The sequence below is a fragment of the Enterococcus sp. NBRC 3427 genome (assembly GCF_007996925.1).
In the GTDB taxonomy this organism is placed as follows: domain Bacteria; phylum Bacillota; class Bacilli; order Lactobacillales; family Enterococcaceae; genus Enterococcus_B; species Enterococcus_B lactis.
Genome location: NZ_BJLL01000034.1, coordinates 1 through 22088, shown reverse-complemented (window position 1 = coordinate 22088; position 22088 = coordinate 1). Strand labels below are relative to the sequence as shown.

Sequence of the window (22088 nt, the reverse complement as noted above, 5' to 3'; positions counted from 1 at the left end):
CACATTTCTACAACTCTGTGTATTTTTTTCGTACACCTGCGCTTTTTTCTACAGGATATTTCAAATTATTTTTGATCAATTTTTCTTCAATGATCTCATCTAGATCCAACTGAAGGTTGTCTGCCATCATGTATGAATAGATCAATACATCTGCCAGTTCTTCTTTGATTCGTTCTAATTGTGTTTCTTTTACTTCTTCCGGCGTTTTCCATTGAAAAAGTTCTAACAATTCAGATGCTTCCAAAGAAATAGAGATAGCCAAATCTTTTTCGTTATGAAATTGTCGCCAATTACGTTCATCTCTAAACTGGTTGACTTTTTCCATACTATTCATTTGCTTGCCTTCTTCCAATCATTTCTTACTTGATTAATCATACCATTTTTTTACATAAAAAATAGATGATGCTTTTTAAAAAACTCCTGTTTTCTTTTATTTAAAATAAATGTCATAGAAAATCAGTAATTTAGGTAGCCACCATGTGTATGCAGTAATGTGACTGCTTCCCCTGAGGCTTTTTGTTTTTCGATACGTTCTTCTCCCCAAACAGACATCGCTACTAGAATCTCTCTTAATGATTTTCCTTCTTCGGTGAGCGAGTACTCTACTTTAGGCGGGACTTGGTTATAGACTTTTCGATGGACAATGCCATCTTGTTCTAACTCTCTTAACTGCTGGGTCAGCATTTTTTGTGTGATCGTAGGGATTTTCTTCCGTAATTCACCCGGGCGAATGGGACCATTACCTAAATGACATAAAATAATCGGTTTCCATTTTCCTCCGATGACTTCCAATGTCGCTTCGACGCCAATATGATAGATTCTTTCCATTTTTATCTCTCCTTAAAAAAGATACGCATCGTATCATAGCATGCTCCTTTCATTTTGTGAACTAACAAAGTCTCTTCCTCTGCGGTTTTTATACTTTCGCCAAAAAAGGAACTATATTTTGAAAAAAATAAGAATTTTTTCAAACGCTGAAACGTTTGAAGATCCACATTTGTTACCAAAAAGTGCCTATCATACAAAAAAGTCGGTACTTCACGAATGAAGGATGAAGGTCTATATTCTCTATTTGTCAGAAAAATTTGAGGAGGAAATAAAATTGAATAAAAAAATTTCACCAGTTTTTACGCTTATGGCTTTGGTAATCAATGCCTTTGCTATTGGATCTACAGAATTTATCAGCGTAGGGCTTATGCCTTTGATCGTTGATAGTTTTCATGTCAGTTTGGCTCAAGCAGGGCTGACGGTTTCTCTTTACGCGATTGGTGTGACAGTAGGCGCACCTTTACTCACTATTTTAACAGGAAAATGGAATCGTAAAATGCTGATGGCAGCAATCATGGTGGTTTTCATCATTGGGAATCTGCTGGCTGCTCTTTCTGGGGTATTTGTTTTATTGCTAGCTGGAAGAATCGTATCCGCACTTGCTCATGGGATTTTTATGTCTGTATCAAGTGTCATTGCCGCTGAAGTCGTCTCTCCTGACAAACGTGCAAGTGCGATTGCTGTCATGTTTACAGGGCTAACGGTCGCAACCGTTACTGGTGTTCCTTTGGGTACATTCATCGGTCAGCAAACAAGCTGGCATATGACTTTTCTTTTTATTGCTTTCGTTGGAGCTATCGGTCTACTCGCCAATCTATTGCTCATTCCAAAAGATCTCCCAATACCAGGAGTTGTCGATCTGGGTGGGATTCTTCGGATAGCTAAAAATAAATTTTTAGTGGGCTCTTTTTTGATCACAGCTCTTGGGTACGGAGGAACATTTGCTGCTTATACCTATTTGACTCCGATTCTTGAAGACAAAATCGGTTATTCATCAGAAGCTGTCGTTATTTTGTTGATTATCTACGGCGTAATGGTCGCTATTGGTAATACAATCGGTGGTCATTTTTCGAATCGACGTCCATTAAAAGCTTTAGGTATCATGTTTACCTTGTTATCCTTATCTTTAGTATTTTTATTTGGAACGATTCTTAGCGAGAACTTGTTCTTTGCTACAGCAGCTACCTTTGTTCTAGGGCTATTTTCTTTTATGAATGTTCCGGGTCTACAATTATATGTTGTACAATTAGCTGAAACATATACACCGAAGGATATTACGCTTGCTTCTGCCTTTAATATCGCTGCCTTCAACATTGGTATTGCATTCGGCTCTTTTGTTGGCGCACAAACGACCAAAACGATTGGTGTCACCTATGCTCCTTTATTTGGTGCCGTTATCGTTTTACTTGCTGTATTTTTAGTTTTCTGGTTACTGAATCAAGAAAAGAAAAATAAATAATCTTTCAAAATCAGTATGAAGAGGCTGGGACAGAAGCGTTTAACTCCAAGAAATAAGAAGGAATTTCCGAAGGAGTTGCTCCTGCTTCCGCCGTTTATACGTGTTTAGAGCGTGAGACAAAAGTGTTCTTTACTTTTGTCCCACGCTCCTTTTATAACTTTTCCATTTTTTTAGCGATCCGCTCATTCATTTTTCTTTTCAATTCATTGATTCTTGTCTTCGCCTGGATTTCATGTAACGTGTTTTCTGCAAATTGTCCTACGTCTTCTCCAACCAATTCTAAGACAGGAAGACCATTTGAAGCACCTTCTTCAAAAAAGTCAAGCAACTCATACATCGCTGACAACATATCCATCCCATCCCCTGCGGTAAATTCCCAAAGAAATTTTTGTATCTCATTGTAGACGATCTGATAGTCAGCAGGAAGTTTTTTCAGGCGAGCCATTTGTTCGCGATATTCCGCTTTGTCTTCCATCATTTTTTTGATATAGCCAACCAAATTTTTATTGCTCATTTTCTTTGTACTCCTTTAGTTTTTCGATTTGACCTGAAATAAAAGACCAGCGTTTCCAAAATAATTCTAATTCCTGCTTTCCAGCTTCATTCAAAGAATAAAATTTTCTCATGGGTCCTACAGAAGATTTTCTCTTCGTAACGGTAACTAATCCTTTCTTTTCCAATCTCAAAAGAATCGTATAGACAGTTCCTTCCACGATATCTTCAAACCCGTATTCCTGTAAATTTTTGGTGATTTCATATCCATAAGTCTCATGACGATCGATGATTTCCAGTATGATCCCTTCTAGGACCCCTTTTAACATTTCCGTAATTCCGTTCATTTTTTCACCTGTACTTTCGCTATACTCGCTTTCATCATATTTTGAAATCATTGACACGTCAATCATTTAAGCTGTTAATTTTGTTTTTTGCGATAAACGAAAACCGACAACAATTGAAAAACTACGATACTCCCAATGCTCCAAGCAAAAGCCGTCCATAAATCATCAGGTACTTTTCCAGCAGTCATGAGTGAACGGAGTCCATTGATAATAGGGGTTATCGGCTGATAATCAGCAAACCCTTGTAAAGCATGCGGCAGCGTTTCTGTAGGTACAAAGCCGGAACTGATAAATAAAAGCCCCATCAGCAAATAAGAGAAGACGCTAGCTGTTTCATTGCTTTTAGCAATGAGCCCAAAAAATACAGCAATCCATGACATAGCTAAGGTTACAAGTAGTAAAAGCCCTAGTGCCAATAACCACTCGCCAATATCCGCTTTTGGTCGAAACCCAATCAAGACCCCACTGAATAAAACAAGAGCAACGGACAATAAATTAAACAGCATACTTGTGACAACATGACTGTTCAAAATAGCAGATTTAGCAATCGGCATAGAGTGGAATCGTTCAAAAATCCCAGTAGTCACATCATTATTTAAACGAAAAGCTGTATAAGCCACACCGCTCATGACTGTCATTAGCAAGATGGCTGGGAGAATGAACCCTTTATAGCTAGCCACAGATATGGTCATTGCTCCTCCTAATATATAAATAAACGCAAGCATGATCATGATTGGCATCACTACGACCGTAATAATCGTATCAGCGCTTCGCGTCATATGCTTCATCATTCTTCCCGTTAGTGTCATCGTGTCTTGGATCACGTTCATTTTTCTTCCTCCTTCGTCTGATTGATGATTGAGAAAAAGACATCATCTAATGTTGGTTGTTTTTGTGCAAATTCCAGAACTTCGATCTTGTTTTGCTGAAGTAAAGTAAGAATCTCTGTTACTTTTTGAACATCGTTGTCAGTAGGAATCGATAAAGACAACAATGCTTCGTTCTTTTCTCCGCCTACCAGTCGATATGCGGCTTGGAATGTTTCTTCTTCTGCAAAAATCAGTTCGATCGTTCCTTGCGGTAAATATTTTTTAACCTCAGCTACACTTCCTTGAAGCGCAATCTTTCCTTGATCCAAAATAGCGATTTGATCCGCCAATTGATCTGCTTCTTCTAAATATTGTGTCGTCAAAAAGACAGTCACACCGGCTTTTCTCAAATTCCTGATCGTTTCCCATAAAGAAGCTCTTGCTTGTGGGTCCAGACCTGTTGTCGGCTCATCTAAAAACAAAACGGTCGGATTCCCCAACAAACTCATCGCTAAGTCCAGTTTTCTTCTCATCCCTCCGGAATACGTATGCACTGGGCGATCGGCTGCTTCATGTAAGTCAAACGTGTGTAAGAATTCATCAATCTGCTGCTTATGATCTTTCAAGTGGCGAAGCTTTCCAATAAGCACTAAATTTTCTCTACCAGTCAGCACATCATCTACTGCAGTAAATTGCCCCGTCAAACTAATCCGTTCACGGACTTGGGTTCCTTGTTTTGCCACATCGAAATGAGCAATACGAATCTGTCCTTTATCCGGTGTAAGCAAAGTAGCTAACATCTTGACGATCGTTGTTTTCCCCGCACCATTTGTACCTAGCAAAGCAAAAATGCTGCCTTCGTCAACTGTAAAACTCACACCATCTATCACTTTTTTTCCTGAGAAAGACTTGTATAAATCTGTCACAGTAATCATCTTTTCCATTGTTTTCCCTCTTTTCTCCCTATCTACTTAGTAACACAAAGTATGTGAATATAGTAATACTAAGTAGTGAAAGTGTCAACTACTTTGTTTAACTACATAGCAAAACAAACAGAAGGGTGACAACGGTCATCACGCTTCTGTTTGTTTATGTTTACTTTTTGAATAAACTGTGTTGTTGAACTCCCTTTATATTTAATCTTTGTTCAAGCTGTTCTTCGCGATGTTAAGTCAGCAGACTGATTCACTGTTTTTGGCCGCCAGATACATTTCTACAAAGAAACAGTGATTCTGCTTTGAAAAATCGATTTTTAGTTCTGCATTTTCATAAGCATCCAACATTTTTTTCGCACTGTATAGACCTAACCCGCCATTTTTTTTAGAGGTTCTTCCTCTTTGGACCATTTCCGCTAGCGTCAAATTCGTCGGATTTGCCTTGTTCGCTATACTAAAACGTAATCCCTCTTTTTCTTCCAGCAGATTGATCGTAATCGGACTCTGATCGGCTACACGATGATCGAATGCGTTAGAAATAAAAATAGATAAACAGCGAATAAAAACAACCAAATCAATCGGGATTGTTTTCACTTCGACAGGAATAACTACTTGGATCGGGATTTTCTCCGATTCTGCTTTTTCTAGAAACTCTAAAAAGACGCCCCTAACAACTGGCGATAAAATCTTTGTCAGCTGTTGTTTTTGCGGTTCTTCCAAAATAGCTGCAGAATAGTTTTCTAAGATTTCTAAAAATTTTAACGTTTCTTTTTTATTTTCCTGAATAGTACTTTTTAATGAAAACAACAAACTCTTATAATCATGTTTGAATTCCTCGAGATGATGGTAATATTCTTCGTTTATTTGATACAGTTGAAGTGATTCCTGATGCTGTCTTTCTTTTACTTGAAAATTGATCAACATAATAGAAAAAAGCAAAGAAAAAAAGCTGATCACAATCGATAAAAGAGACAAAAGCAAATAATCAGTTGACCGAAAATGAACACTTCTCAATACCAAGAAAATCACGCCCCAACTTAATAAAATACACATACAGCCAAAATAATGCTCGGTTGGATAAGTAAAAAGCAAGTTGAGAAATTTTGTCCGTTTGTCTATACTTTTTACTAATAGGTAGAAAATGAATGCGACGAGCAGTGCAAGAAAACTTGCTGTTCCGAGGTGTACTCTTCCTAAATAATTTACCAAGTCAAAAATCAGAAAAAAGCTGAATCCAGTGATAGCAAAAAAAAGATTACTGATCAAACAGCTGATAAACAGGTTTTTCGTAGTAGAATAAAAGAGAAGCATTAATAATAAGCCAACTAAATAAGGAAAACTTACTTTAGGAATAGGAAGAATAATGATCAGCGCCATCAAAGCTAAACAACCAAAGCTGATTTTTACTAGCAGCTGTTTCGAAAAGAATAAATAAATACCTAAATCTAAAATCAAAGTAAAGGTCAAATAAAGTGTCACTGTTGCGAACATCTTATTCCTCCATTGTTTTGTTTCATCATGTACACATATTTTTTTGATAGGAGCCTGCATATGAAAAAGTATTTTATCATAGAAGATAACCAGTTTCACAGCGAATGGATCATCAAAGAATTGGTCAATCATCATATCGAGAATATCGTGCAGCTCACTTCCATCTCCCAAATCAATCAGTTGATCCAGTTGGGTACTATTGATAATCACGATGTTTTCTTTATCGACATCGACTTGAAGCAATCACTCACAGGTATTGATGTCGCCGAACAAATACGTAAAAAAAACGCTCATAGCAATATCGTTTTTTTCACCGCCTATACGAACTTTGCAGTAGATATCATCAACCGGAAAATCCTTCCGATTGGATATATCAGAAAAGACAGGAATTTATCTGAACAAATTCATCAAGTGCTAGAACAGATCAATTGGAAAGAACAGCAGATCGTAAATGTCGATAAAATCTTCATTGATCAAAAAGGCGGGAGTCTCGTCCTATATCCTCGGGAAATTTTATATATTGAAAGTATTAAAGGATTGAAAAATCAAGTCATGGTCAAAACAACGACAGAAGATAAACTAGTAAGTACTTCATTAAAACAGTTGAAGATAGAGTTAGAAAAATACACTTACTTTTTACTTTTAAAATCCTACTGTATCAACTTATCTCAATTGCAGAAAATCGATTCTGCTCATTATGTGTTAGAATTTTTCAACGGTGATTCCTTACTCGTTGGTCGGAAAATCTTTGAAAAGACAAAGGAACGTTTCCATGATTTCCAGCAAACTGCTTCAAGCTGATGAATGAGAGCTGCGAAGTAAGCAGAGCAGATTTCAGGGAGTGGAGCCAACTAAAGGCCCACTCCCTGAAATCGTTGATATGATTTTACGCTTCCTCTTCTGTAGGAGCATCTGTTAACGACCATGTAAATGTTGAAACGTAGTTGTCTACGGCATAATTGGATACAGGAACAAATAATTCCACTGATTGTCCCCCTTGTTCCGCATTTTCCCCTAGTGAATAAATCCATGTGCCAATCCCTTCATTTGCTCCTGCAGTTACTAGATCTACTGCCTGATCTGCTGGGATCTCGATTCCTTCAGCGCCAGTCCCAGAAATGGTAGATGGCGTTCCACTGCTGTTAGTTGCGCTATTTCGAATCACGGCATTTTTGAATTTCACCTTTGAACCAGTTAGTTTATTCGTATCAGATGTTGTACCAATAAATTCTGTTCGTTTGACTGATAGTTTCCAACCGGCATAATTTCCGCTTTTATCCGTTACTTGTACGAAATTCTGTACTTGTGTTGGTGCCCCAGTACTGTCCGTTCCGCTTTGTAATGCAGCATATACTGTTTTTGCTGTGCCCAACTTGATTGTTCCGAAATCAAGATCTGGAGCTTGGTCAATCGTCAGTAATCCGGATGTTCCCTGATTTGGTTCGTCAGGTGTAAACGGCGTATCGGGATCATTTGGATCAACGGGAGGAACCGGAACGACGTCTTCAGAATTTGCGGCATCTGGTTTTGTTACAGAAATCGTTCCTTCTGTAGTGGCTGAGCTCTTATTCTCAGCAAAAACACTTTGTGTACATAATAATAGACTTCCAGCTAGAACGGTACTTAATGCAATTGTTTTTTTCATTTCTTTTTCCTTCTTTCTTTTAAAATAAATAATCCAGCAAATAAGCCAATAAGAATGACTCCAACAAGTATCAGCCATCGCCAGTCAAATGTTTCTGGCTGATTTTTTAAATCAATATCCTTTTCATTCAATTGGTCCGCTGCATCATCAGTTATTTCAAAATCAGTATGAAGATTCCAGCGTTTTTCTTTCCAAGCACCCTTCACAACCGCTTGATAATGTCCCGGAGCTAATTTTTTTCCTTCTAATGGGACAAGTAAATCAAAATTTGTATTGGGTGCTACATCTATTTTTTCTTTTTTTATTGAAAGGTAAGGTTCTTTTGATTCTTTTTTGTAGATTTCAATCGATGTAGTCAAGCCGAACATATAAGAAGCATTTGGATTTTGAAGATTCACCTTAATCACATTTCTTCCATCGCTTTGATCCGCATAAGCTTTTTTTAATTTCAAATCTGGGGAAGACTCTTTTTCGCTATTTCGAATCAAGATTGCTTTCACTTGAGAAAACTGATTGACGACACCAACGGTACTTTTGTTAGAAACGTTCTCTTTTTTTTCTTGAAACGTGATCCCTCCTGCGACCACACCAGCCAGCTCTTTTTCTGGAGCTTTCAGTGAAAGTGTCTCAGTGACCACACTTTGAGGAGGAATAGTTATTTCTCCCACTGTTTTTGCTAAGTTTTTCATATCATAACTTAATGTTTCATCTAATTTACTTTTTGATTCTCCATATTCGATCACACCGTTTGAATTCGTCGTAGCAGAGTGGATCAATGTCTCAACTGTTACTGGTTTATCTGTTCGGTTAAAGACCGTGTAGGGGATTTCCTGTGTTTTTCCAGGCTCCATCCTTACATTTATATATGTTTTGTTCTTATCGATCTGATTAGCTGGTAATTCAAAATCTACCGCAAAATTGAATTCGGAGGCATGGACAGGTGTCTGCCAAAGGATGAATCCAAGGAGAAGGATCAGAAGTAAAGAGCAGTTGTTTCGATGACTTTTATTCCATATTCGATTCATCAATCATCCTCCTTGATCTTTATTCTGTCGGCGCATCTGCTAATGTCCATGTCATCTCTGCTGAGTAATTACCAGCTATCTGATTTTCTTTGGTTAAGACAAGTTTAAACGCCCGACCGTTATTTAAATATTCTGAATAATCTGCTTGCGCATTCGTAGAATTTTGTCCTTCGACAATTTCCAGTTCTTCTTCATTCACTAATTGATACTCCTCGCCTTTCTTGAAATAAAGGACATCCTGCATAGAAAATCCTGAATCGTTTGTAAAGGGCTGAGATAGTTTTATTGTTAAGATCCATGGACTTTTTGTTTCTCGTTGGTCATAAATCCATAATTTTTCCTGCCCATCCATTTGGCCAAATGCTTCTTGCGTCAAACCAGTTGCTTTGATCTGTCCAAAATCGAGTTTGGAAGGGGCAAGAAATGAGAGACCACCTTCTACTACGATCTTCGCAGCAGGCGCAAAAGGCGGAGCATCATGATAGACAACTGGCGTATCACTTGGATTGTGATTCCCGATTTCATCGTTGGTACTTGGCTTGTTCTGCACACCCTTAGCAGCAGCTTCTCCTGCTTGGTCGTTTAATACGATTTCTAATACGTCTCCTGCAAAAAGCTGATTTTCTGGGATAGAAAGAACAAATTTCACTGTATCATCAATAGTGGTTTCTGACAAAACAGCTTGATTTTTTTTCAATGAAACCAAGGATCCTGCTTCGCCTGTACCTGTGATTGAGCGAGAAGCTGCATTGATCAATGTGGTACTTAATTTAGCAGGCTCAGGAGGAATGACATCGACTGTCGTTTTGGCAGAGTCCAGTTCTGTCACTTCTTGGCCGCCTCTTACTTTTTTAGCAGCAACAACTTGCACTTGATCCCCCGTTTTTAATCTCTCATCGTTGGGTACTTGAACTTCGAACAAGCCGCCTTGTTCGCCTTCTCCCCATGGGTTATATCCTGCCCCTTCATTTTCATCTGTTTGTCCTTGCGTGAGAGCAGTAATTTCTACAGGTGATTTCGTCGTATCTGCATAAGTAATACGTAAAGTCACTTCTACTTCGCCTGTCCAAGCATCTCTTGGCTTTGCCTCGACACCTTCGGGAACAACAACATGCCCATAGATTTTTTTATCTGCATTCGTTGGTACTCTTAAGGATTCAATCATCGGGAGCTGATTATTGGCACTGATTCGATTATAATTTTTCATTCCGGCACCTGTCTGAGCAAATTCATTTGTTAAACCTGCACTAGGACTTGATACGAAATTGCCTAAGTCGGTCCCATTGATCGATAAGTCTGTCATATCAGAAAAATAATCCGGGTCTTTTTCAAAGTTATCGAATGTTGCGCCTGTTTTTCGCCATAAAGCGATTTCTGAATGGGCAATTTTTAAAGAAGAATCTCCATTTCCTTGGAATACCCAGCCGCCTATGCCATTGGTCTCGCTTCCGATCCGTTTGTTTTGGAAATCGAAATAGGTAGGAGATTCTAAGTCCACATTCAACACATCCCCACTGATGATGCCGGTCTTATCTTCCCCTGTTTTCCCGACCATGACTAAATAAGTTTTTTCGCCTGCCATAAAATTTAAATCAATATCTCCAGTTGTATCTACGGTTGCTCCGGAATCTGCGCGTATATCGATATTTGATTTTTCTCCAGTGACCGTAAAATCAGCTGAACCTGGACTTTCTAGAAAACCAGAAGCGTCATAAAATTGGATCGCTTGGTTTCCTTGATTGAGTCTGTTCACGTAAGATTTGCCATCCCCTGCATTTCTTACCCTCAATGAACCTCCATTGGTTACTGTCAGCTTTTGCGTACCGTTCTCAAAACGAACTGCGCTAGAACGCCCACTTTGCTTATCGATGTCGATAACTGATCCGGCTCCTTCTACGATTAAAGAAAGGCCTTTTCCTACAAAACGCATCCCATTGTTCCCGGGTTGATCGTCATCTCCAGCCATTTTGACCGAGATTTGACCACCACTTGATACATGGATTTGACTAGAATCTCCTTGCAAGCGAAATCCGCCAGTAGTTGCTGTATTGATTGTGATTTTTCCACCATTCGATACAGCGACTTTCGATCCTGAACCTCTCATTTGGATGATTCCGCGATTGTTGTCGTTGGTAATATTGATCTTTGTATTTACCGAAAATTCGCTTCCCGAACCACTGACTTCAAACGTGACATTACCAGGTAGCGTATCGACTGCCTCTCCTTCATCGCTAACACCATCTGCCCGATCATAATCAAGAGAGACCTTTGAACCGCTTAAGATATGGATTCCTGGCGCTGTTTTTCCACTACCAGTCTCATCTCCTGAATCTAGAAAACCGTAGAATTTCCCTAAATATGGTCCATAAAGTTGACTACCATTGATCACATTCAATTGATAGCTTCTACAAAAATAGGCTTTACCCGGAGCGGCATTCAGTCCTTCTTTCACTGGTTGGACATCCAACACACCGGAAACACCATCTAATGTGACAGTTGCACGAGGAGCGTAAATCAGTCCTAATTTGGACCCATCATACAAATCAAGTGTCCCGGTAAATTTTATTTCTCCCGTAAAATGATATCTGCTTCCCCAAAAATCGGTCATATAAGCAATGATAATGGCATTTCCATCGATATTTGGTGTCAATCCACCTGGATGTGCAGCTGTTCCTTTAAAATTCTGGAACTCGATCGACTGAGGTATCTCATTGATATAAATATGGTGTGTGCCGAAATTGTGAGCGAATCCACCAAAATCAATAACGATATCTCGTTTGATCTCTAATTCCCTGTCTAAAGTCAAAGGCTGAGTCAGTCGGATCTTAGTTACTGATTCGTCTGCGAGAAGCTGCGCCAGTTCTTCTGTTGTGGCAGCTTCGCTGTACCCATCCGCTGAAACAGCTCTTGCCAGTACCGCTTCACTGCTGTCAGACGTTTGTTCAGCTACTTCTGAGGTCTCACTTATCTTATTTTCTTCTTGCCTTTTATTAGTAGGAGCCTCGCTTTGGGATTCTGTAGTTTCAGAAGTTATCGATTCTTCTGAAAAAGTAGTCTTGTCAAAACTTTGATTCTCTGATTGCGTTGATTCGTTTGTTTTCTCTACATCGGCAAAAACGGATGTCACCATCAAGAGAGGGAAGACAAACAAAATCGACGCAATCAGCTTTTTTACATATTGATTCATTCTCCACCATCCTCTCTGACGTTTTGACAATTTTATTTTATCGTTTTAATCTATTTCCAATTGTACTTTCATATTTAAAATATGTATTTTTATGGAAAAATTTTTCTATTAGGTGTAAATTTCTTTTTTGTACAAAAAAAGGCTGTGACAAAAGTCTTGTCACAGTCCCTTATCCCGAACAAGCGGTGTTCTCTCGCCAACTCCTCGGTCACAACCTCCATTTTAACAATAAACCTGTAAATGTGAGGGCAATACTTTGATATTTACAGGTAATTTGTCCCCTTCATCACCATCAACATTCGTCGTCAATTCTTCCTCATCAGCTAATGACACAACTAATTGCTCACAAGTAAGGTAGGCTAGATTTTTCGTTGATCCATCTACTCCTTTTAATAGGTCTGGCAATGTTTTAAGCGTATCGATCAAAGAAGAATCTTTTAAATAAACCAAATGGAGCTTACCATCATCCACTTTTGCATTTGGAAGCAATGTCTCAAATCCGCCGACTGAGTTAGTTAGTCCTATCAGCAAGGTACTACTCTCAATTTCTTCCTTCTTTCCATCAACTTCTACGTGAAACGAGTAGGATTGTGTGGAAGCTAACTGTTTGATTCCTGACATGAAATAAGCTAATTTACCAAATTTCGTCTTCTTCTCCGCATCTACATCATTGATTGCTTCAGGAATAGAGCCAATTGCAACGACATTCATAAAATAGTCATCATTTATTTTTCCAATATCCAATGGTTTGACTGATTCAATCGAAAAATGTTTGATCGCTTCCTCAGGTTCTAGCGGTATCCCTAATGCTCGAGCCAAGTCATTCACCGTACCTAATGGGAAAAAGCCGAAATTTGGCCGATGTTCTTGTTCAGCGATTCCGCTGATTCCTTCGTTGACTGTTCCGTCTCCGCCCATGACAAATACACTATGATACCCTTCCACAGCCGCCTCGCGAGTAAAGTTTTTTGCATCCCCTGCTTTTTTTGTATGCAAGACGACCACTTCATCAAACACCGATTCCAATTTTTCTATCGCTAATTGCTCAAATTCCTTTGCTTGTTCACCGCCTGAACTGGGGTTTACCACTAATAAAACTTTTTTCATCACTTTCTTTCCCTTCTGATTGATTTCTTTAATATAACGATAGCATAAAGAAAAAAATTAGGCTGTGATGAAGTACTGTTCATGAAACATTCATTTATTTTTTGACAAAATAAAACAGCCATACTATGAAACTGAAGAAACTTAAAACAATGATATAGGAAATAAAAGAAAATGATAGGCGTTGCACACCTAATAAGGTAAAAATTTTAGGCGGCAGATAAAAGCACAAAAATAGCAGGAGTATGTAATAGCGTCTCTTCCAATTTTTGTTGTCAGACCTCATAGCGATAAGAGGAATGCCACATGCATAACTGAAAAACTCTTTATGTATCGTTAACGTTTTATGGTCTTGAATAATAAATGCTACAATCCCTGCTATAATCAGGGTGCCTAACACCAAAACGGAAAATCGATGAATATATTTTATATACAAATGATCCATTGTACTTCCTGCCTTTTTATTTGTGTGAAAAACCAATCCTTATACGTGAATAACTTCTAGAAATAAAAGAAATTTGCAAAATCACTCCATTTATCTACTTATACGTATATTTTTTGATATCGTTTTCTTTATTTAAGATTATACAGAAAAATATCTAGGGTGGCTATCTTGGATTCCAATTAAAACAAAGAGTTTTTTAAATAAAAAGAACTAAATCAAGTAGTAATGAAACTACTGTTGATTTAGTTCTAATAAAAAGATTTAGATGAACGGTTTTATTGATTTAAATAGTTCATACTTTTTTATTTATTCCGCTTATTTACTACTTGCTGTACTGGAATCTGAAGTGAATGTACTCAAAACATTTTCAAAGTCTTTGTCTTTGATTTTTACATTGGCATCTTTCAATACTTCGCCAATTACTTTATTTTGAAATGCACTGTCGCTCAATTTCGTATCTGTCGCAATTTCTTTCAATTCTTTTTTATATTTGTCCATGTCGTTGCCTTTGTTTTGGTTTTTCACCATTTTAACCACATAGTATTCTGGAGCATAAGTTGAAGCATTGGTAGCAGTGATCACATCAGAAACTTGTCCGTCTTTCAACTTGAAAGCTGCTTCTTTGACTTCCGCAGGAACTGTCGTGGTAGTCGAATCAAATTTCACTTTTCCGCCATCTTCTTTTGTTTTAGTATCCGTTGACTTGTCTTTAGCTAATTTAGAGAAATCGTCTCCCTTATCAGCAGCTTTCTTCACATCTTTTGCATCGTTTTCACTTGCTACTTGGATGATTTGAGCTTCCACTTCTGGATGGAAAGTTTTCCAAGCCGTTTTTAGATCTTCATCAGTCAATTTGATATGTTTCTTTAGGCCTTCTTGGAAGGCTAAGCTTTGTTTGATACTGTCTTTGAATGTTTCTTTTGTTAAGCCAGCTGTCTTCAATTGGGAATCAAACGAATCGCCTAATTGTTTCTTTGCTTGATCATATTGGGAATCGATTTCTTTGGTTGATACGTCATCTCCATATTTATCTTCAAATACTTGATAAACAATCAATTGTTGCACAGCTGAGTCTGCTCCTTGCATTTTCTTCAAGCTATCCATTACTTCTTGTTCGCTGATTGTGCCGCCTTTATAACTAACGGCTGTTTTTTCACCAGCATTCGTACAGCCTGACAATAAACCAGCGCCTAGTACGATGGCAAGTGCTAAAAATCTTTTCTTCATTTATTTGTTCTCCTACTTTTCGTTTTTTGCGAATTGCTAAAAACAAAGGTGTTCAAGATGAAAATCATCAAGAACACCTTTACTAATCTGCTCGATACGTCCTGAATAGATAGAAGTCTATACCATCCAGAAAGTTCACTCAGCAGAATAAATGTCAAGTAGCATATCACACCTTAATATACTACTTCTTTTGTTATCGTTTTTCAAGTCTATCTTGCGTTATGCTTTTGGCAAAACTGTTAATCCTTAGAACAAGTGCTATCATTTTTGTTCTTTCTTTACCGCTGTTGTCATCTTATAAATAGACACTTTTATGTCCGATTTTTTAGACATTTTTTTGTTGTTTTTATTGGAAAAAAGGTTGATTTTTCATTTGTTCCCTAAAGCATGATCATCTTGTTTCCTATTTTGGTCAGATATGGATCATGCGTGACCACGATAACTAACGTACCTTGGGAAGCCTGTTGCGATAAGATTTCAACGACTTGCTCCTTATTTCGTTTATCTAATGATCCAGTTGGTTCATCGGCTAAAATGATTTTGCTATTCTTCAATAAGACTCTCGCACAGGCGATTCTTTGCTTCTCACCACCAGATAATGTATAGATAGGCGTACTTAGCTTCTTGTTTATATTAACTTTTTTCAATGCCTCATATTTTGCTGTTCGTTTATCCGAAGAATTTAAATTCGAAAACTTCAATCCAATATCTAAATTAAAATCGATCGTTTCATATTCAATCAACCCAAAATCTTGAAAAAGAAAAGATATGATATTTCTTTTTATCAAGCGCTTCTCTCTTCCAGTTAATTGTTTCGTCTCTTGATCGAACAAATAGAATTGTCCTGAACTGAACCGATCATTCAATCCTAATATATTCAATAACGTACTTTTACCTGCTCCACTTTCTCCAACAACAGTCACAAGATCCCCAGCATCCGCAGTGAAACGATCCAAATGAAGAATCGTTTTGTTTCGAATGATTTTTTTCGCACCTTTTATCACTATCCACGGCTCCAATTGTTAACCTCCATTCATCAACAATAACTGACTTTTCTTTTCTGTAGACAAAATAAAAACAACTGAAAGAATAAAATCAATGAAACTAAAGAAAAAAATATTAAAAAGATATTTAGGCTCTCTTTCTATAAGAAAAAGGAAGATTACACTTGTCGTCCCCCATTTGATGAGGTTCATCATGAAGAAATCTTTATACGTTTCAAAGAGCGAATAACCACTTGAACGAAAGATAGCGATTTTTCGACAATTGTAGACAAAATATATGCATAACATGACATAGCTCAACAAGAAGAAAGAAAAGAAAGTGAGTAAAAATATCTGTATCAAGTAATGAAATGATCTGCTTAACACTTTGACAGCTATCTCTTCAGTCTGAGTATACGGAAATGATAACTGCAAGTTATCACGTAACTGACTTTCTTCAATCAGCTCAAATAACCTTTCTTCCGACAAAGAGCCTATCTTGATCTTTAACGGTAGATAGATTTCTCCGCTGAGAATATTTCTTTCCCAATACGTACTGTTTTTCAATGTCAGTATTTCAACAACCGGATAATGTTCGATCCAGGGGATAGAAGGAATAAATGTATAAATGGGTTGATTGTTTTTTATAAATAGAAATTCCGGTTCTTTTTCACTGATTTCTTGATAATATTCTGTTATTTGCGCCAGGTCATTTTTTAAATCTGTATGTCTATATCGTTCAGGGATCAATATAACAGGTTGCGTTTCTTCTTCGGTTATTTGGATCAACCTTCCAGAGACATCAATCAAAGGAAATTTCTTAAGATAATTCAGATTTATTTTTATCCCTCTGCCAAACTGTTCATTTTCTTCATTCAAGTAATCTGATACATTGACTAATATACTTCCGTTTTTATTCAAAGTTTCATATAATTCCTGATCTGCTGCTGATGCAAAACGATTGGAATAAATAAAATCCACATGGTTTTTCCCAATCGTTACTGGATAAAACACATGATAGTCTTCATCAGCGATTTCTTTTGGCGGTTCATGGGAAACAGCTAACTGTGAAGAAGAAAAAACGATAGTTGCTAATTCGATATTGGCAACGGTCAAAAGAAGAGAAAACAACAATCCAAATGTAAAAAGAATGTATTGGATATAGTTGAACGCTTCTCTTAACGAAGCGATTTTTTCAACTAATAAAAGAGAAAACAAAGAGATACCATATATTCCGCTGAACAAGAAAACGTACATCTGGAACAAATAAAGAAATTGCTCCTTATAATACATAAAAATAAAACCACCAATAATTCCTGCAATTATGAATGTAGTAATGATTTTCTTTTTCCCTAATAAACACCACAATACTTGATGTAATGAAAAGCCATTATTCAACAATAAACTGATTTCTTTATTCATCAATAAGAAAAAGGATGGTAACAAAAGGAATAAAAGAATCAACCCAATAGTTAAATACACTCGATAATTATATACGTCTGTACTTGAAATAACCGAATACAAATAGCTATTTTCAAAGTCTTCAAAAACATGAGTCGCATAACCAGTGTGGAATGCTTGATTGAATCGTTCCACAAATAGCGAAATGAACCGTTCATAGTCTTCTTTTTCTCTCGTCATCAAGAAAAATTCACCTTCAAAATCTTTTATTTTGATCGATTCTTCAATGGACATTACGCGAAAGGAGGTATTAGAATAGGGTACCTTCTCGTGATAAGATTTGACATTCCCTTGATAATACAATGTCATTTCAAGCTTTGGCTGTATCTTGAAGTTCCAAGATGTATCTACTTCATTGGATTCATTTACTGTTTTTTTCATATAAGAAAGCTCAGTTTCTGATGAGACATTTTCAAATACCATGATTAGCTGCTCATATTCTTCTTGCCCAATAAAATGTTGTGGCAATCGAATCGGAGTATAAGCATCCGTTTGGTGGAAAAATTTATTTGTCCGATAGAGTACCTGTTTATTTATACTAACCAAAGCAAAACCAATCATGATACCGATCACTATGATTGTGAGTAAAACTGTGAACTTTTTTTTGATTATCACCACTCTCCCTTACTTAAATGATTCTTCGATAAAATCATACCGTTTTTCATCAAAAAAACGTATCTATCAAGTGTATAGGTCATGTAGAATAAATCTATATACTGTAGAATCGAAAGGAGAAGAAGATGAACATCGGAGAAAAAATACGAACTTACCGCAGAAATTGTAACCTTACGCAAAAAGAACTAGGCGAAAAAATCGGTGTTTCCGATAAAACGATCTCTAGTTGGGAAAATTCTCGTACAATGCCAGATCTTGAAATGCTGTCACTTTTACATCAGACTTTAGGTCTGCCGATTGATTTTCCTTCTATTGAGCCAACTGCCGAATCAATAGAACCAACATTGCCGGATGAACCTCTTGTTATCAAGAAATCTTATTCATCAAAACCACCATTATCACTCAAAAAGGCACTATCTTTCTTTCTGCTCGGCTTTTGTTTGGTCTATCTTTTTCTTATCAATTATCAATACAAAAATGAAACGGTTGATCGATTCAATCCTTTTTTGAAACCACAAATCGGCTACACCACACTCCCTGTAGGATACGTGGACAATTCCATCGAACATTGGGTATGTAATGATATCTTTGGTCATGGTACATGGCTGTCTTTTCACGCTGTAGAGGTAGAAAAAGGTAAGAATCATGCTGTAATCAAACACAAAGGAAAACACGTCATGAACGTCCGCCTGCTCTCTTGGGAAGCGATTCCCTCAGATTACCAAGAAATCCTCAGCCAAGACTATGACGACGCCTTAAAAAGAACCCCTCAGGAGCCAGATAGGCATTAAGTAGGAGAGAAACGTACAGATAGAAAAAATCAATGCACATGATCTTATCCAAAAAAACAGGGGTACAAATTAATTGAAAAAGCTTTGAGATGAAAGTCGTCAAATAAATAAAAATCTCTGCCTAATCGAAAAATTTGATTAGGCAGAGATTTTTATTCTGGAGAAGCACTGCTCTCACAACCTCCTTAACCGATTCGAGACGCTTTGAACATTGTCTAATGCCGCATCTACCCATTGGCCTTTGGCGGCAGCAGAAACATTGTTTTTATAGGTATCACTGGCATTCTTCAGTTTAGTTGCTCCTTGGCTTTTTCTTTCTCGTGTGAGGGATTTTCTAGTTTGGGATGTAGCTTTGCTGGGACTTGCTACAAGTAAACGGATGAGTTGTTTTTCCAGATTCTTTCGTTGCTGGATTAGTTCATTATTTGCTCCTTCAAGTAAAGCATCTACACCATTCATGATCCAATCGAATTCAAACATAGGATTCTCCCTCTCTTTTTGATTTTCTGTATTCTTCTTCATACTGACGGATCTTTTTGTTATATATAGATTGATTTTCATGTAGTCGTTCTTCCAGATTCCGTTGGATTGCTCGTGTTCGTTGCCGGGATTCTTCACTTGCTTGTTCTAAGAGACGATAGACTGCCCTTTTATTTTCGGGAGGGTTGGTCTCATAATGTTTGGCGGTGGCATTGATTTGCACAGAGATATTTTCTAAATAGCGTTGAAATTTTCTTTGCTCATTCGACAGATAATCCAGATGGTTTTCTAATGCTACGCGATTTTTACGATAAATTTCTTCGGTTTCTTCTATTTTCCTTCTGATTTCTTGTTCCATTTATTCACCTCTAAAATAAGTAATGGCTGAGCTCGTGATCAGAATCTACTTGCCTATTGATCGTTTGTTCAATGTTTCTTAATAGCCTTTCAAGCTCTTCTTCTGATTTTCTAAGCGTTGCTACTGTTCGTTCATATTCATTTATTGGGTCTATCCGTATACTCCGTTCCGTTACTCCACAAGAATCAAGTGCTTCCAGTTCTTCATAATATGTCAGACTTGCTCCCCAATAGCGGGCGTCTAATTTTGTCGTTTGCCATAATTCATTGGCATTTCTGATTTCTGTTTGGAACCATTTCTTTAATTCACTAATTTCTGTCTCCACTGTTTTTTTGTACCCACTAGTAATCGCTTTGGCTTGTGATGCATCCAAAAATATTTTTTGAGCAGAAGATAGACTGCCTTTTGCTAGAAAGTGTCTCTTCATGTTTTCGATGCCGGCAAGACGCTGCTGGGTTTCCAATCCGATCACATCAGGTTCTCCTTTCGTATCAAGCAAGACATTCCCGAATTGGTCATACTGATATCCACCCCACATGTGCTGGTCGACCCACCCGACTTTTTTAGACAACACTGGGCGCATTCGGCCGACCATTGGCTTGTCTTTGCTATAGCCGATTGGTACCAAGTCTTTCTCATCGACATAATTATGCAGTTTTCCTGACCTCGTCAGAAGATCAGCGGTCACGCGCTGACTTGGCGTCAATACCGTATAAATATTGGGTCCTTGGAAAAAATATCCTCCACTAAGACGCCTGCTTTCCTCCAATGACAAATCAGCGACAGCATATTGTCCATTCATGGAGCCTAAAGAATGACCATAGACGAAAAACTGGGCATTGGGATAATGGCGCATCGCTTCCTTCAAGGTCTCCGCAGACGATCTTAACTGCGGGGGCGCTGCGCCTTGTTCAGCCGCGAGGATCTTACGTGCCATATCCACATTGTTGACGACCCAGTCTTGCCACACATCGCCAGTTTGTTCCTTGACTTTATCTAAGCCTGTCGAACCGCGATAAAGCACCGTTACTTCTTTAACCGCCAATCCTTTCCGGCAATGGCGCAACCGGGGAAACGAAGCGGTCCGTATGGGTGATGACAAAAGACTGTTCGCCGGAGGGGTTGTTGATGACTTGAGAGACGTAGCCTAAAAACGTTCCATCTTTAAGGCGTACCTCTTCTTTTACTTTCCAATTTTTATACTCTTTATTCGCAATTTCCACACGTTCCGCATCAGTATAATAAATTTGGCTCATTCTACTCTCTCCTTACGCAAATTAGTACCTAGCTTGCTCGAGTTTCCTGCAATTACATATTCACTAGAAAAAATTCCATTACTATTTTTATTCAGGTGAAAGTAAATATATAATTCTTTATCGTTATTCACAACTATCGTTCCATCTATCCCACCCATCGGATTATGTTCTATACTGTCGTAATCGATTTCATAAGATTGGATCACTCCTTCTGGGGTCAATGCTTTGGGGTCTAAGTTCTTCAAACCTTCTTCAACTACCTGTTTTGCCTCTTCGCTCTTCACGACTTCGATCATTTCTTTTTGTAACTTTTCTGCTTTATTTTGCTTGTCTATCACTAATTTTCCTCCTATTCCTAAAAGTATGAGTATACCGATCAGTGGGACCAACCACCATTTTTTCTTTTTCATTTAGGCTCCTTTTTTAGTTTTATTTATCTCACCAGTCTTTCCGGCAATGGCGCAACCGGGGAAACGAAGCGGTCCGTATGGGTGATGACAAAAGACTGTTCGCCAGAGAGGTTGTTGATGACTTGAGAGACGTAGCCGATTGTCTTTTTATCATTTTTAATTATTATTTTTACTGGATCAGATTCTTTATAATCTTTGTATTCTTGTTCTGCTATCGTAACTCTAACCTGATCTGAATAATTACTTGACATATTTATCCCCCTCCAATAATTTTTCTAAATCAGAAGAATTGCCGCCACCTCCGTCTTTTAACTCGCCACTCTCGTTCTTTTTCAAGGTAAAAAACACATAAAGATTTTCTTTTCTATTAGCTAATATAGTTACATTTATCCCACCCATCGGATTGTGTTCTATACTGTCGTAATCGATTTCATAAGATTGGATCACTCCTTCTGGGGTCAATGCTTTAGGGTCCAAGTTCTTCAAACCTTCTTCAACTACCTGTTTTGCCTCTTCGCTCTTCACGACTTCGATCATTTCTTTTTGTAACTTTTCTTTGTCTATCACTAATTTTCCTCCTATTCCTAAAAGTATGAGTATGCCGATCAGTGAGACCAACCACCATTTTTTCTTTTTCATTTAGGCTCCTTTTTTAGTTAGCAAAATGATCCGGGATTTATAAATTCATCACAAAGCTTATAATTTTAATGGATTATTTATCTTCTCTATACAAAACTTCA

The 22088-nt window shown here is 37.7% G+C and carries 23 protein-coding genes and 1 pseudogene; 3 read left to right on the top strand and 21 right to left on the bottom strand.

Going from position 1 to position 22088, the window contains the following annotated elements; genetic code table 11:
* Positions 1 to 7: 7 nt before the first annotated feature.
* A complete protein-coding gene (locus tag ESP02_RS08455; RefSeq protein ID WP_002291148.1) occupies positions 8 to 334 on the bottom strand; it encodes a nucleotide pyrophosphohydrolase in 327 nt (108 codons plus the stop codon).
* A 122-nt stretch (positions 335 to 456) separates the two neighbouring features.
* Complete coding sequence (locus ESP02_RS08450) at positions 457 to 828, bottom strand: helix-turn-helix domain-containing protein (RefSeq protein WP_002373730.1); 372 nt, start codon at positions 826 to 828, stop codon at positions 457 to 459.
* A gap of 274 nt (positions 829 to 1102) precedes the next feature.
* Between ESP02_RS08450 and ESP02_RS08440 the strand changes: the two genes are divergently transcribed.
* Positions 1103 to 2287, top strand: a complete 1185-nt coding sequence (locus ESP02_RS08440) for an MFS transporter (protein ID WP_025478438.1) — start codon at positions 1103 to 1105, stop codon at positions 2285 to 2287.
* A gap of 151 nt (positions 2288 to 2438) precedes the next feature.
* Here ESP02_RS08440 and ESP02_RS08435 read toward each other — a convergent pair whose 3' ends face one another.
* The 5 genes from ESP02_RS08435 to ESP02_RS08415 form a co-directional block, all read right to left on the bottom strand.
* A complete protein-coding gene (locus ESP02_RS08435; protein WP_002339072.1) occupies positions 2439 to 2801 on the bottom strand; it encodes a DUF1048 domain-containing protein in 363 nt (120 codons plus the stop codon).
* A complete protein-coding gene (locus ESP02_RS08430; protein WP_002308273.1) occupies positions 2791 to 3126 on the bottom strand; it encodes a PadR family transcriptional regulator in 336 nt (111 codons plus the stop codon). Before ESP02_RS08430 ends, ESP02_RS08435 begins: the two co-directional genes overlap by 11 nt.
* Positions 3127 to 3200: 74 nt before the next feature.
* Positions 3201 to 3956, bottom strand: a complete 756-nt coding sequence (locus ESP02_RS08425; protein ID WP_002373736.1) for an ABC transporter permease — start codon at positions 3954 to 3956, stop codon at positions 3201 to 3203.
* The gene (locus ESP02_RS08420; RefSeq protein WP_002373738.1) at positions 3953 to 4879 is read right to left on the bottom strand and encodes a daunorubicin resistance protein DrrA family ABC transporter ATP-binding protein; all 927 of its coding nucleotides are present in this window, start codon (positions 4877 to 4879) and stop codon (positions 3953 to 3955) included. The genes ESP02_RS08425 and ESP02_RS08420 overlap by 4 nt, the downstream gene beginning before the upstream one ends.
* Positions 4880 to 5107: 228 nt before the next feature.
* Positions 5108 to 6421, bottom strand: a complete 1314-nt coding sequence (locus tag ESP02_RS08415) for a GHKL domain-containing protein (protein ID WP_073994820.1) — start codon at positions 6419 to 6421, stop codon at positions 5108 to 5110.
* On the opposite strand from ESP02_RS08415, the gene ESP02_RS08410 reads away from it, so the two are divergent.
* Positions 6422 to 7162 carry a LytTR family DNA-binding domain-containing protein gene (locus tag ESP02_RS08410; RefSeq protein WP_002345337.1) on the top strand — a complete coding sequence of 247 codons (741 nt, stop codon included), beginning with the start codon at positions 6422 to 6424 and terminating at the stop codon, positions 7160 to 7162. It abuts the gene before it with no gap.
* An 85-nt stretch (positions 7163 to 7247) separates the two neighbouring features.
* Here the strand turns inward: ESP02_RS08410 and ESP02_RS08405 are convergent, their stop codons facing one another.
* From ESP02_RS08405 to ESP02_RS08370, 8 genes are all read right to left on the bottom strand, one after another.
* Entirely contained in the window at positions 7248 to 8006 is a 759-nt protein-coding gene (locus tag ESP02_RS08405) for a WxL domain-containing protein (RefSeq protein WP_002373744.1), read from the bottom strand.
* Complete coding sequence (locus tag ESP02_RS08400; protein WP_002373746.1) at positions 8003 to 9031, bottom strand: WxL protein host-binding domain-containing protein; 1029 nt, start codon at positions 9029 to 9031, stop codon at positions 8003 to 8005. The genes ESP02_RS08405 and ESP02_RS08400 overlap by 4 nt, the downstream gene beginning before the upstream one ends.
* Positions 9032 to 9050: 19 nt before the next feature.
* A complete protein-coding gene (locus ESP02_RS08395) occupies positions 9051 to 12218 on the bottom strand; it encodes an Ig-like domain-containing protein (RefSeq protein WP_146926027.1) in 3168 nt (1055 codons plus the stop codon).
* 222 nt (positions 12219 to 12440) lie between these two features.
* Entirely contained in the window at positions 12441 to 13325 is an 885-nt protein-coding gene (locus ESP02_RS08390) for a diacylglycerol kinase family protein (RefSeq protein ID WP_002373750.1), read from the bottom strand.
* A gap of 94 nt (positions 13326 to 13419) precedes the next feature.
* Positions 13420 to 13767, bottom strand: coding sequence for a hypothetical protein (locus tag ESP02_RS08385; protein WP_002373752.1), 348 nt, complete (start codon positions 13765 to 13767; stop codon positions 13420 to 13422).
* A 315-nt stretch (positions 13768 to 14082) separates the two neighbouring features.
* Positions 14083 to 14994: a peptidylprolyl isomerase gene (locus ESP02_RS08380; RefSeq protein ID WP_002373753.1), complete on the bottom strand. Its 912-nt coding sequence runs from the start codon at positions 14992 to 14994 to the stop codon at positions 14083 to 14085.
* Between the two features lie 380 nt (positions 14995 to 15374).
* Entirely contained in the window at positions 15375 to 16013 is a 639-nt protein-coding gene (locus ESP02_RS08375) for an ABC transporter ATP-binding protein (protein WP_038398457.1), read from the bottom strand.
* Positions 16014 to 16016: 3 nt separating this feature from the next.
* Positions 16017 to 18053, bottom strand: coding sequence for a DUF1430 domain-containing protein (locus ESP02_RS08370; protein ID WP_025478441.1), 2037 nt, complete (start codon positions 18051 to 18053; stop codon positions 16017 to 16019).
* A 125-nt stretch (positions 18054 to 18178) separates the two neighbouring features.
* Here ESP02_RS08370 and ESP02_RS08365 point away from each other — a divergent pair, with 125 nt between their 5' ends.
* Positions 18179 to 18844 (top strand): helix-turn-helix domain-containing protein, encoded by a 666-nt coding sequence (locus tag ESP02_RS08365; RefSeq protein WP_002373760.1) that lies wholly within the window; start codon positions 18179 to 18181, stop codon positions 18842 to 18844.
* Between the two features lie 174 nt (positions 18845 to 19018).
* Here ESP02_RS08365 and ESP02_RS08360 read toward each other — a convergent pair whose 3' ends face one another.
* The 6 genes and pseudogenes from ESP02_RS08360 to ESP02_RS08335 all read right to left on the bottom strand — a co-directional run bounded on the left by ESP02_RS08360 (position 19019) and on the right by ESP02_RS08335 (position 21987).
* Entirely contained in the window at positions 19019 to 19324 is a 306-nt protein-coding gene (locus ESP02_RS08360) for a hypothetical protein (RefSeq protein WP_002373762.1), read from the bottom strand.
* Positions 19317 to 19682 (bottom strand): hypothetical protein, encoded by a 366-nt coding sequence (locus tag ESP02_RS08355; protein WP_002373764.1) that lies wholly within the window; start codon positions 19680 to 19682, stop codon positions 19317 to 19319. Before ESP02_RS08355 ends, ESP02_RS08360 begins: the two co-directional genes overlap by 8 nt.
* Positions 19683 to 19692: 10 nt before the next feature.
* A pseudogene (locus ESP02_RS08350) lies at positions 19693 to 20938 on the bottom strand (hypothetical protein).
* On the bottom strand, positions 20935 to 21348 hold the full coding sequence (locus ESP02_RS08345; RefSeq protein WP_038398456.1) for a DUF1310 family protein: 414 nt from the start codon (positions 21346 to 21348) through the stop codon (positions 20935 to 20937). The pseudogene ESP02_RS08350 and the gene ESP02_RS08345 overlap by 4 nt, the downstream one beginning before the upstream one ends.
* 23 nt (positions 21349 to 21371) lie before the next feature.
* Positions 21372 to 21599 (bottom strand): hypothetical protein, encoded by a 228-nt coding sequence (locus ESP02_RS08340; protein ID WP_038398454.1) that lies wholly within the window; start codon positions 21597 to 21599, stop codon positions 21372 to 21374.
* Entirely contained in the window at positions 21589 to 21987 is a 399-nt protein-coding gene (locus ESP02_RS08335) for a DUF1310 family protein (RefSeq protein WP_038398452.1), read from the bottom strand. The genes ESP02_RS08340 and ESP02_RS08335 overlap by 11 nt, the downstream gene beginning before the upstream one ends.
* Positions 21988 to 22088: the final 101 nt, after the last annotated feature.

What these genes read in the sequence shown, in the direction of transcription:
- ESP02_RS08455 (WP_002291148.1), bottom strand. Translation starts at nt 334, where the DNA reads ATGAATAGTATGGAAAAAGTCAACCAGTTTAGAGATGAACGTAATTGG.
- ESP02_RS08450 (WP_002373730.1), bottom strand. Translation starts at nt 828, where the DNA reads ATGGAAAGAATCTATCATATTGGCGTCGAAGCGACATTGGAAGTCATC.
- ESP02_RS08435 (WP_002339072.1), bottom strand. Translation starts at nt 2,801, where the DNA reads ATGAGCAATAAAAATTTGGTTGGCTATATCAAAAAAATGATGGAAGAC.
- ESP02_RS08430 (WP_002308273.1), bottom strand. Translation starts at nt 3,126, where the DNA reads ATGAACGGAATTACGGAAATGTTAAAAGGGGTCCTAGAAGGGATCATA.
- ESP02_RS08425 (WP_002373736.1), bottom strand. Translation starts at nt 3,956, where the DNA reads ATGAACGTGATCCAAGACACGATGACACTAACGGGAAGAATGATGAAG.
- ESP02_RS08420 (WP_002373738.1), bottom strand. Translation starts at nt 4,879, where the DNA reads ATGGAAAAGATGATTACTGTGACAGATTTATACAAGTCTTTCTCAGGA.
- ESP02_RS08415 (WP_073994820.1), bottom strand. Translation starts at nt 6,421, where the DNA reads ATGCAGGCTCCTATCAAAAAAATATGTGTACATGATGAAACAAAACAA.
- ESP02_RS08410 (WP_002345337.1), top strand. Translation starts at nt 6,422, where the DNA reads ATGAAAAAGTATTTTATCATAGAAGATAACCAGTTTCACAGCGAATGG.
- ESP02_RS08405 (WP_002373744.1), bottom strand. Translation starts at nt 8,006, where the DNA reads ATGAAAAAAACAATTGCATTAAGTACCGTTCTAGCTGGAAGTCTATTA.
- ESP02_RS08400 (WP_002373746.1), bottom strand. Translation starts at nt 9,031, where the DNA reads ATGAATCGAATATGGAATAAAAGTCATCGAAACAACTGCTCTTTACTT.
- ESP02_RS08395 (WP_146926027.1), bottom strand. Translation starts at nt 12,218, where the DNA reads ATGAATCAATATGTAAAAAAGCTGATTGCGTCGATTTTGTTTGTCTTC.
- ESP02_RS08390 (WP_002373750.1), bottom strand. Translation starts at nt 13,325, where the DNA reads ATGAAAAAAGTTTTATTAGTGGTAAACCCCAGTTCAGGCGGTGAACAA.
- ESP02_RS08385 (WP_002373752.1), bottom strand. Translation starts at nt 13,767, where the DNA reads ATGGATCATTTGTATATAAAATATATTCATCGATTTTCCGTTTTGGTG.
- ESP02_RS08380 (WP_002373753.1), bottom strand. Translation starts at nt 14,994, where the DNA reads ATGAAGAAAAGATTTTTAGCACTTGCCATCGTACTAGGCGCTGGTTTA.
- ESP02_RS08365 (WP_002373760.1), top strand. Translation starts at nt 18,179, where the DNA reads ATGAACATCGGAGAAAAAATACGAACTTACCGCAGAAATTGTAACCTT.
- ESP02_RS08360 (WP_002373762.1), bottom strand. Translation starts at nt 19,324, where the DNA reads ATGTTTGAATTCGATTGGATCATGAATGGTGTAGATGCTTTACTTGAA.
- ESP02_RS08355 (WP_002373764.1), bottom strand. Translation starts at nt 19,682, where the DNA reads ATGGAACAAGAAATCAGAAGGAAAATAGAAGAAACCGAAGAAATTTAT.
- ESP02_RS08345 (WP_038398456.1), bottom strand. Translation starts at nt 21,348, where the DNA reads ATGAAAAAGAAAAAATGGTGGTTGGTCCCACTGATCGGTATACTCATA.
- ESP02_RS08340 (WP_038398454.1), bottom strand. Translation starts at nt 21,599, where the DNA reads ATGTCAAGTAATTATTCAGATCAGGTTAGAGTTACGATAGCAGAACAA.
- ESP02_RS08335 (WP_038398452.1), bottom strand. Translation starts at nt 21,987, where the DNA reads ATGAAAAAGAAAAAATGGTGGTTGGTCTCACTGATCGGCATACTCATA.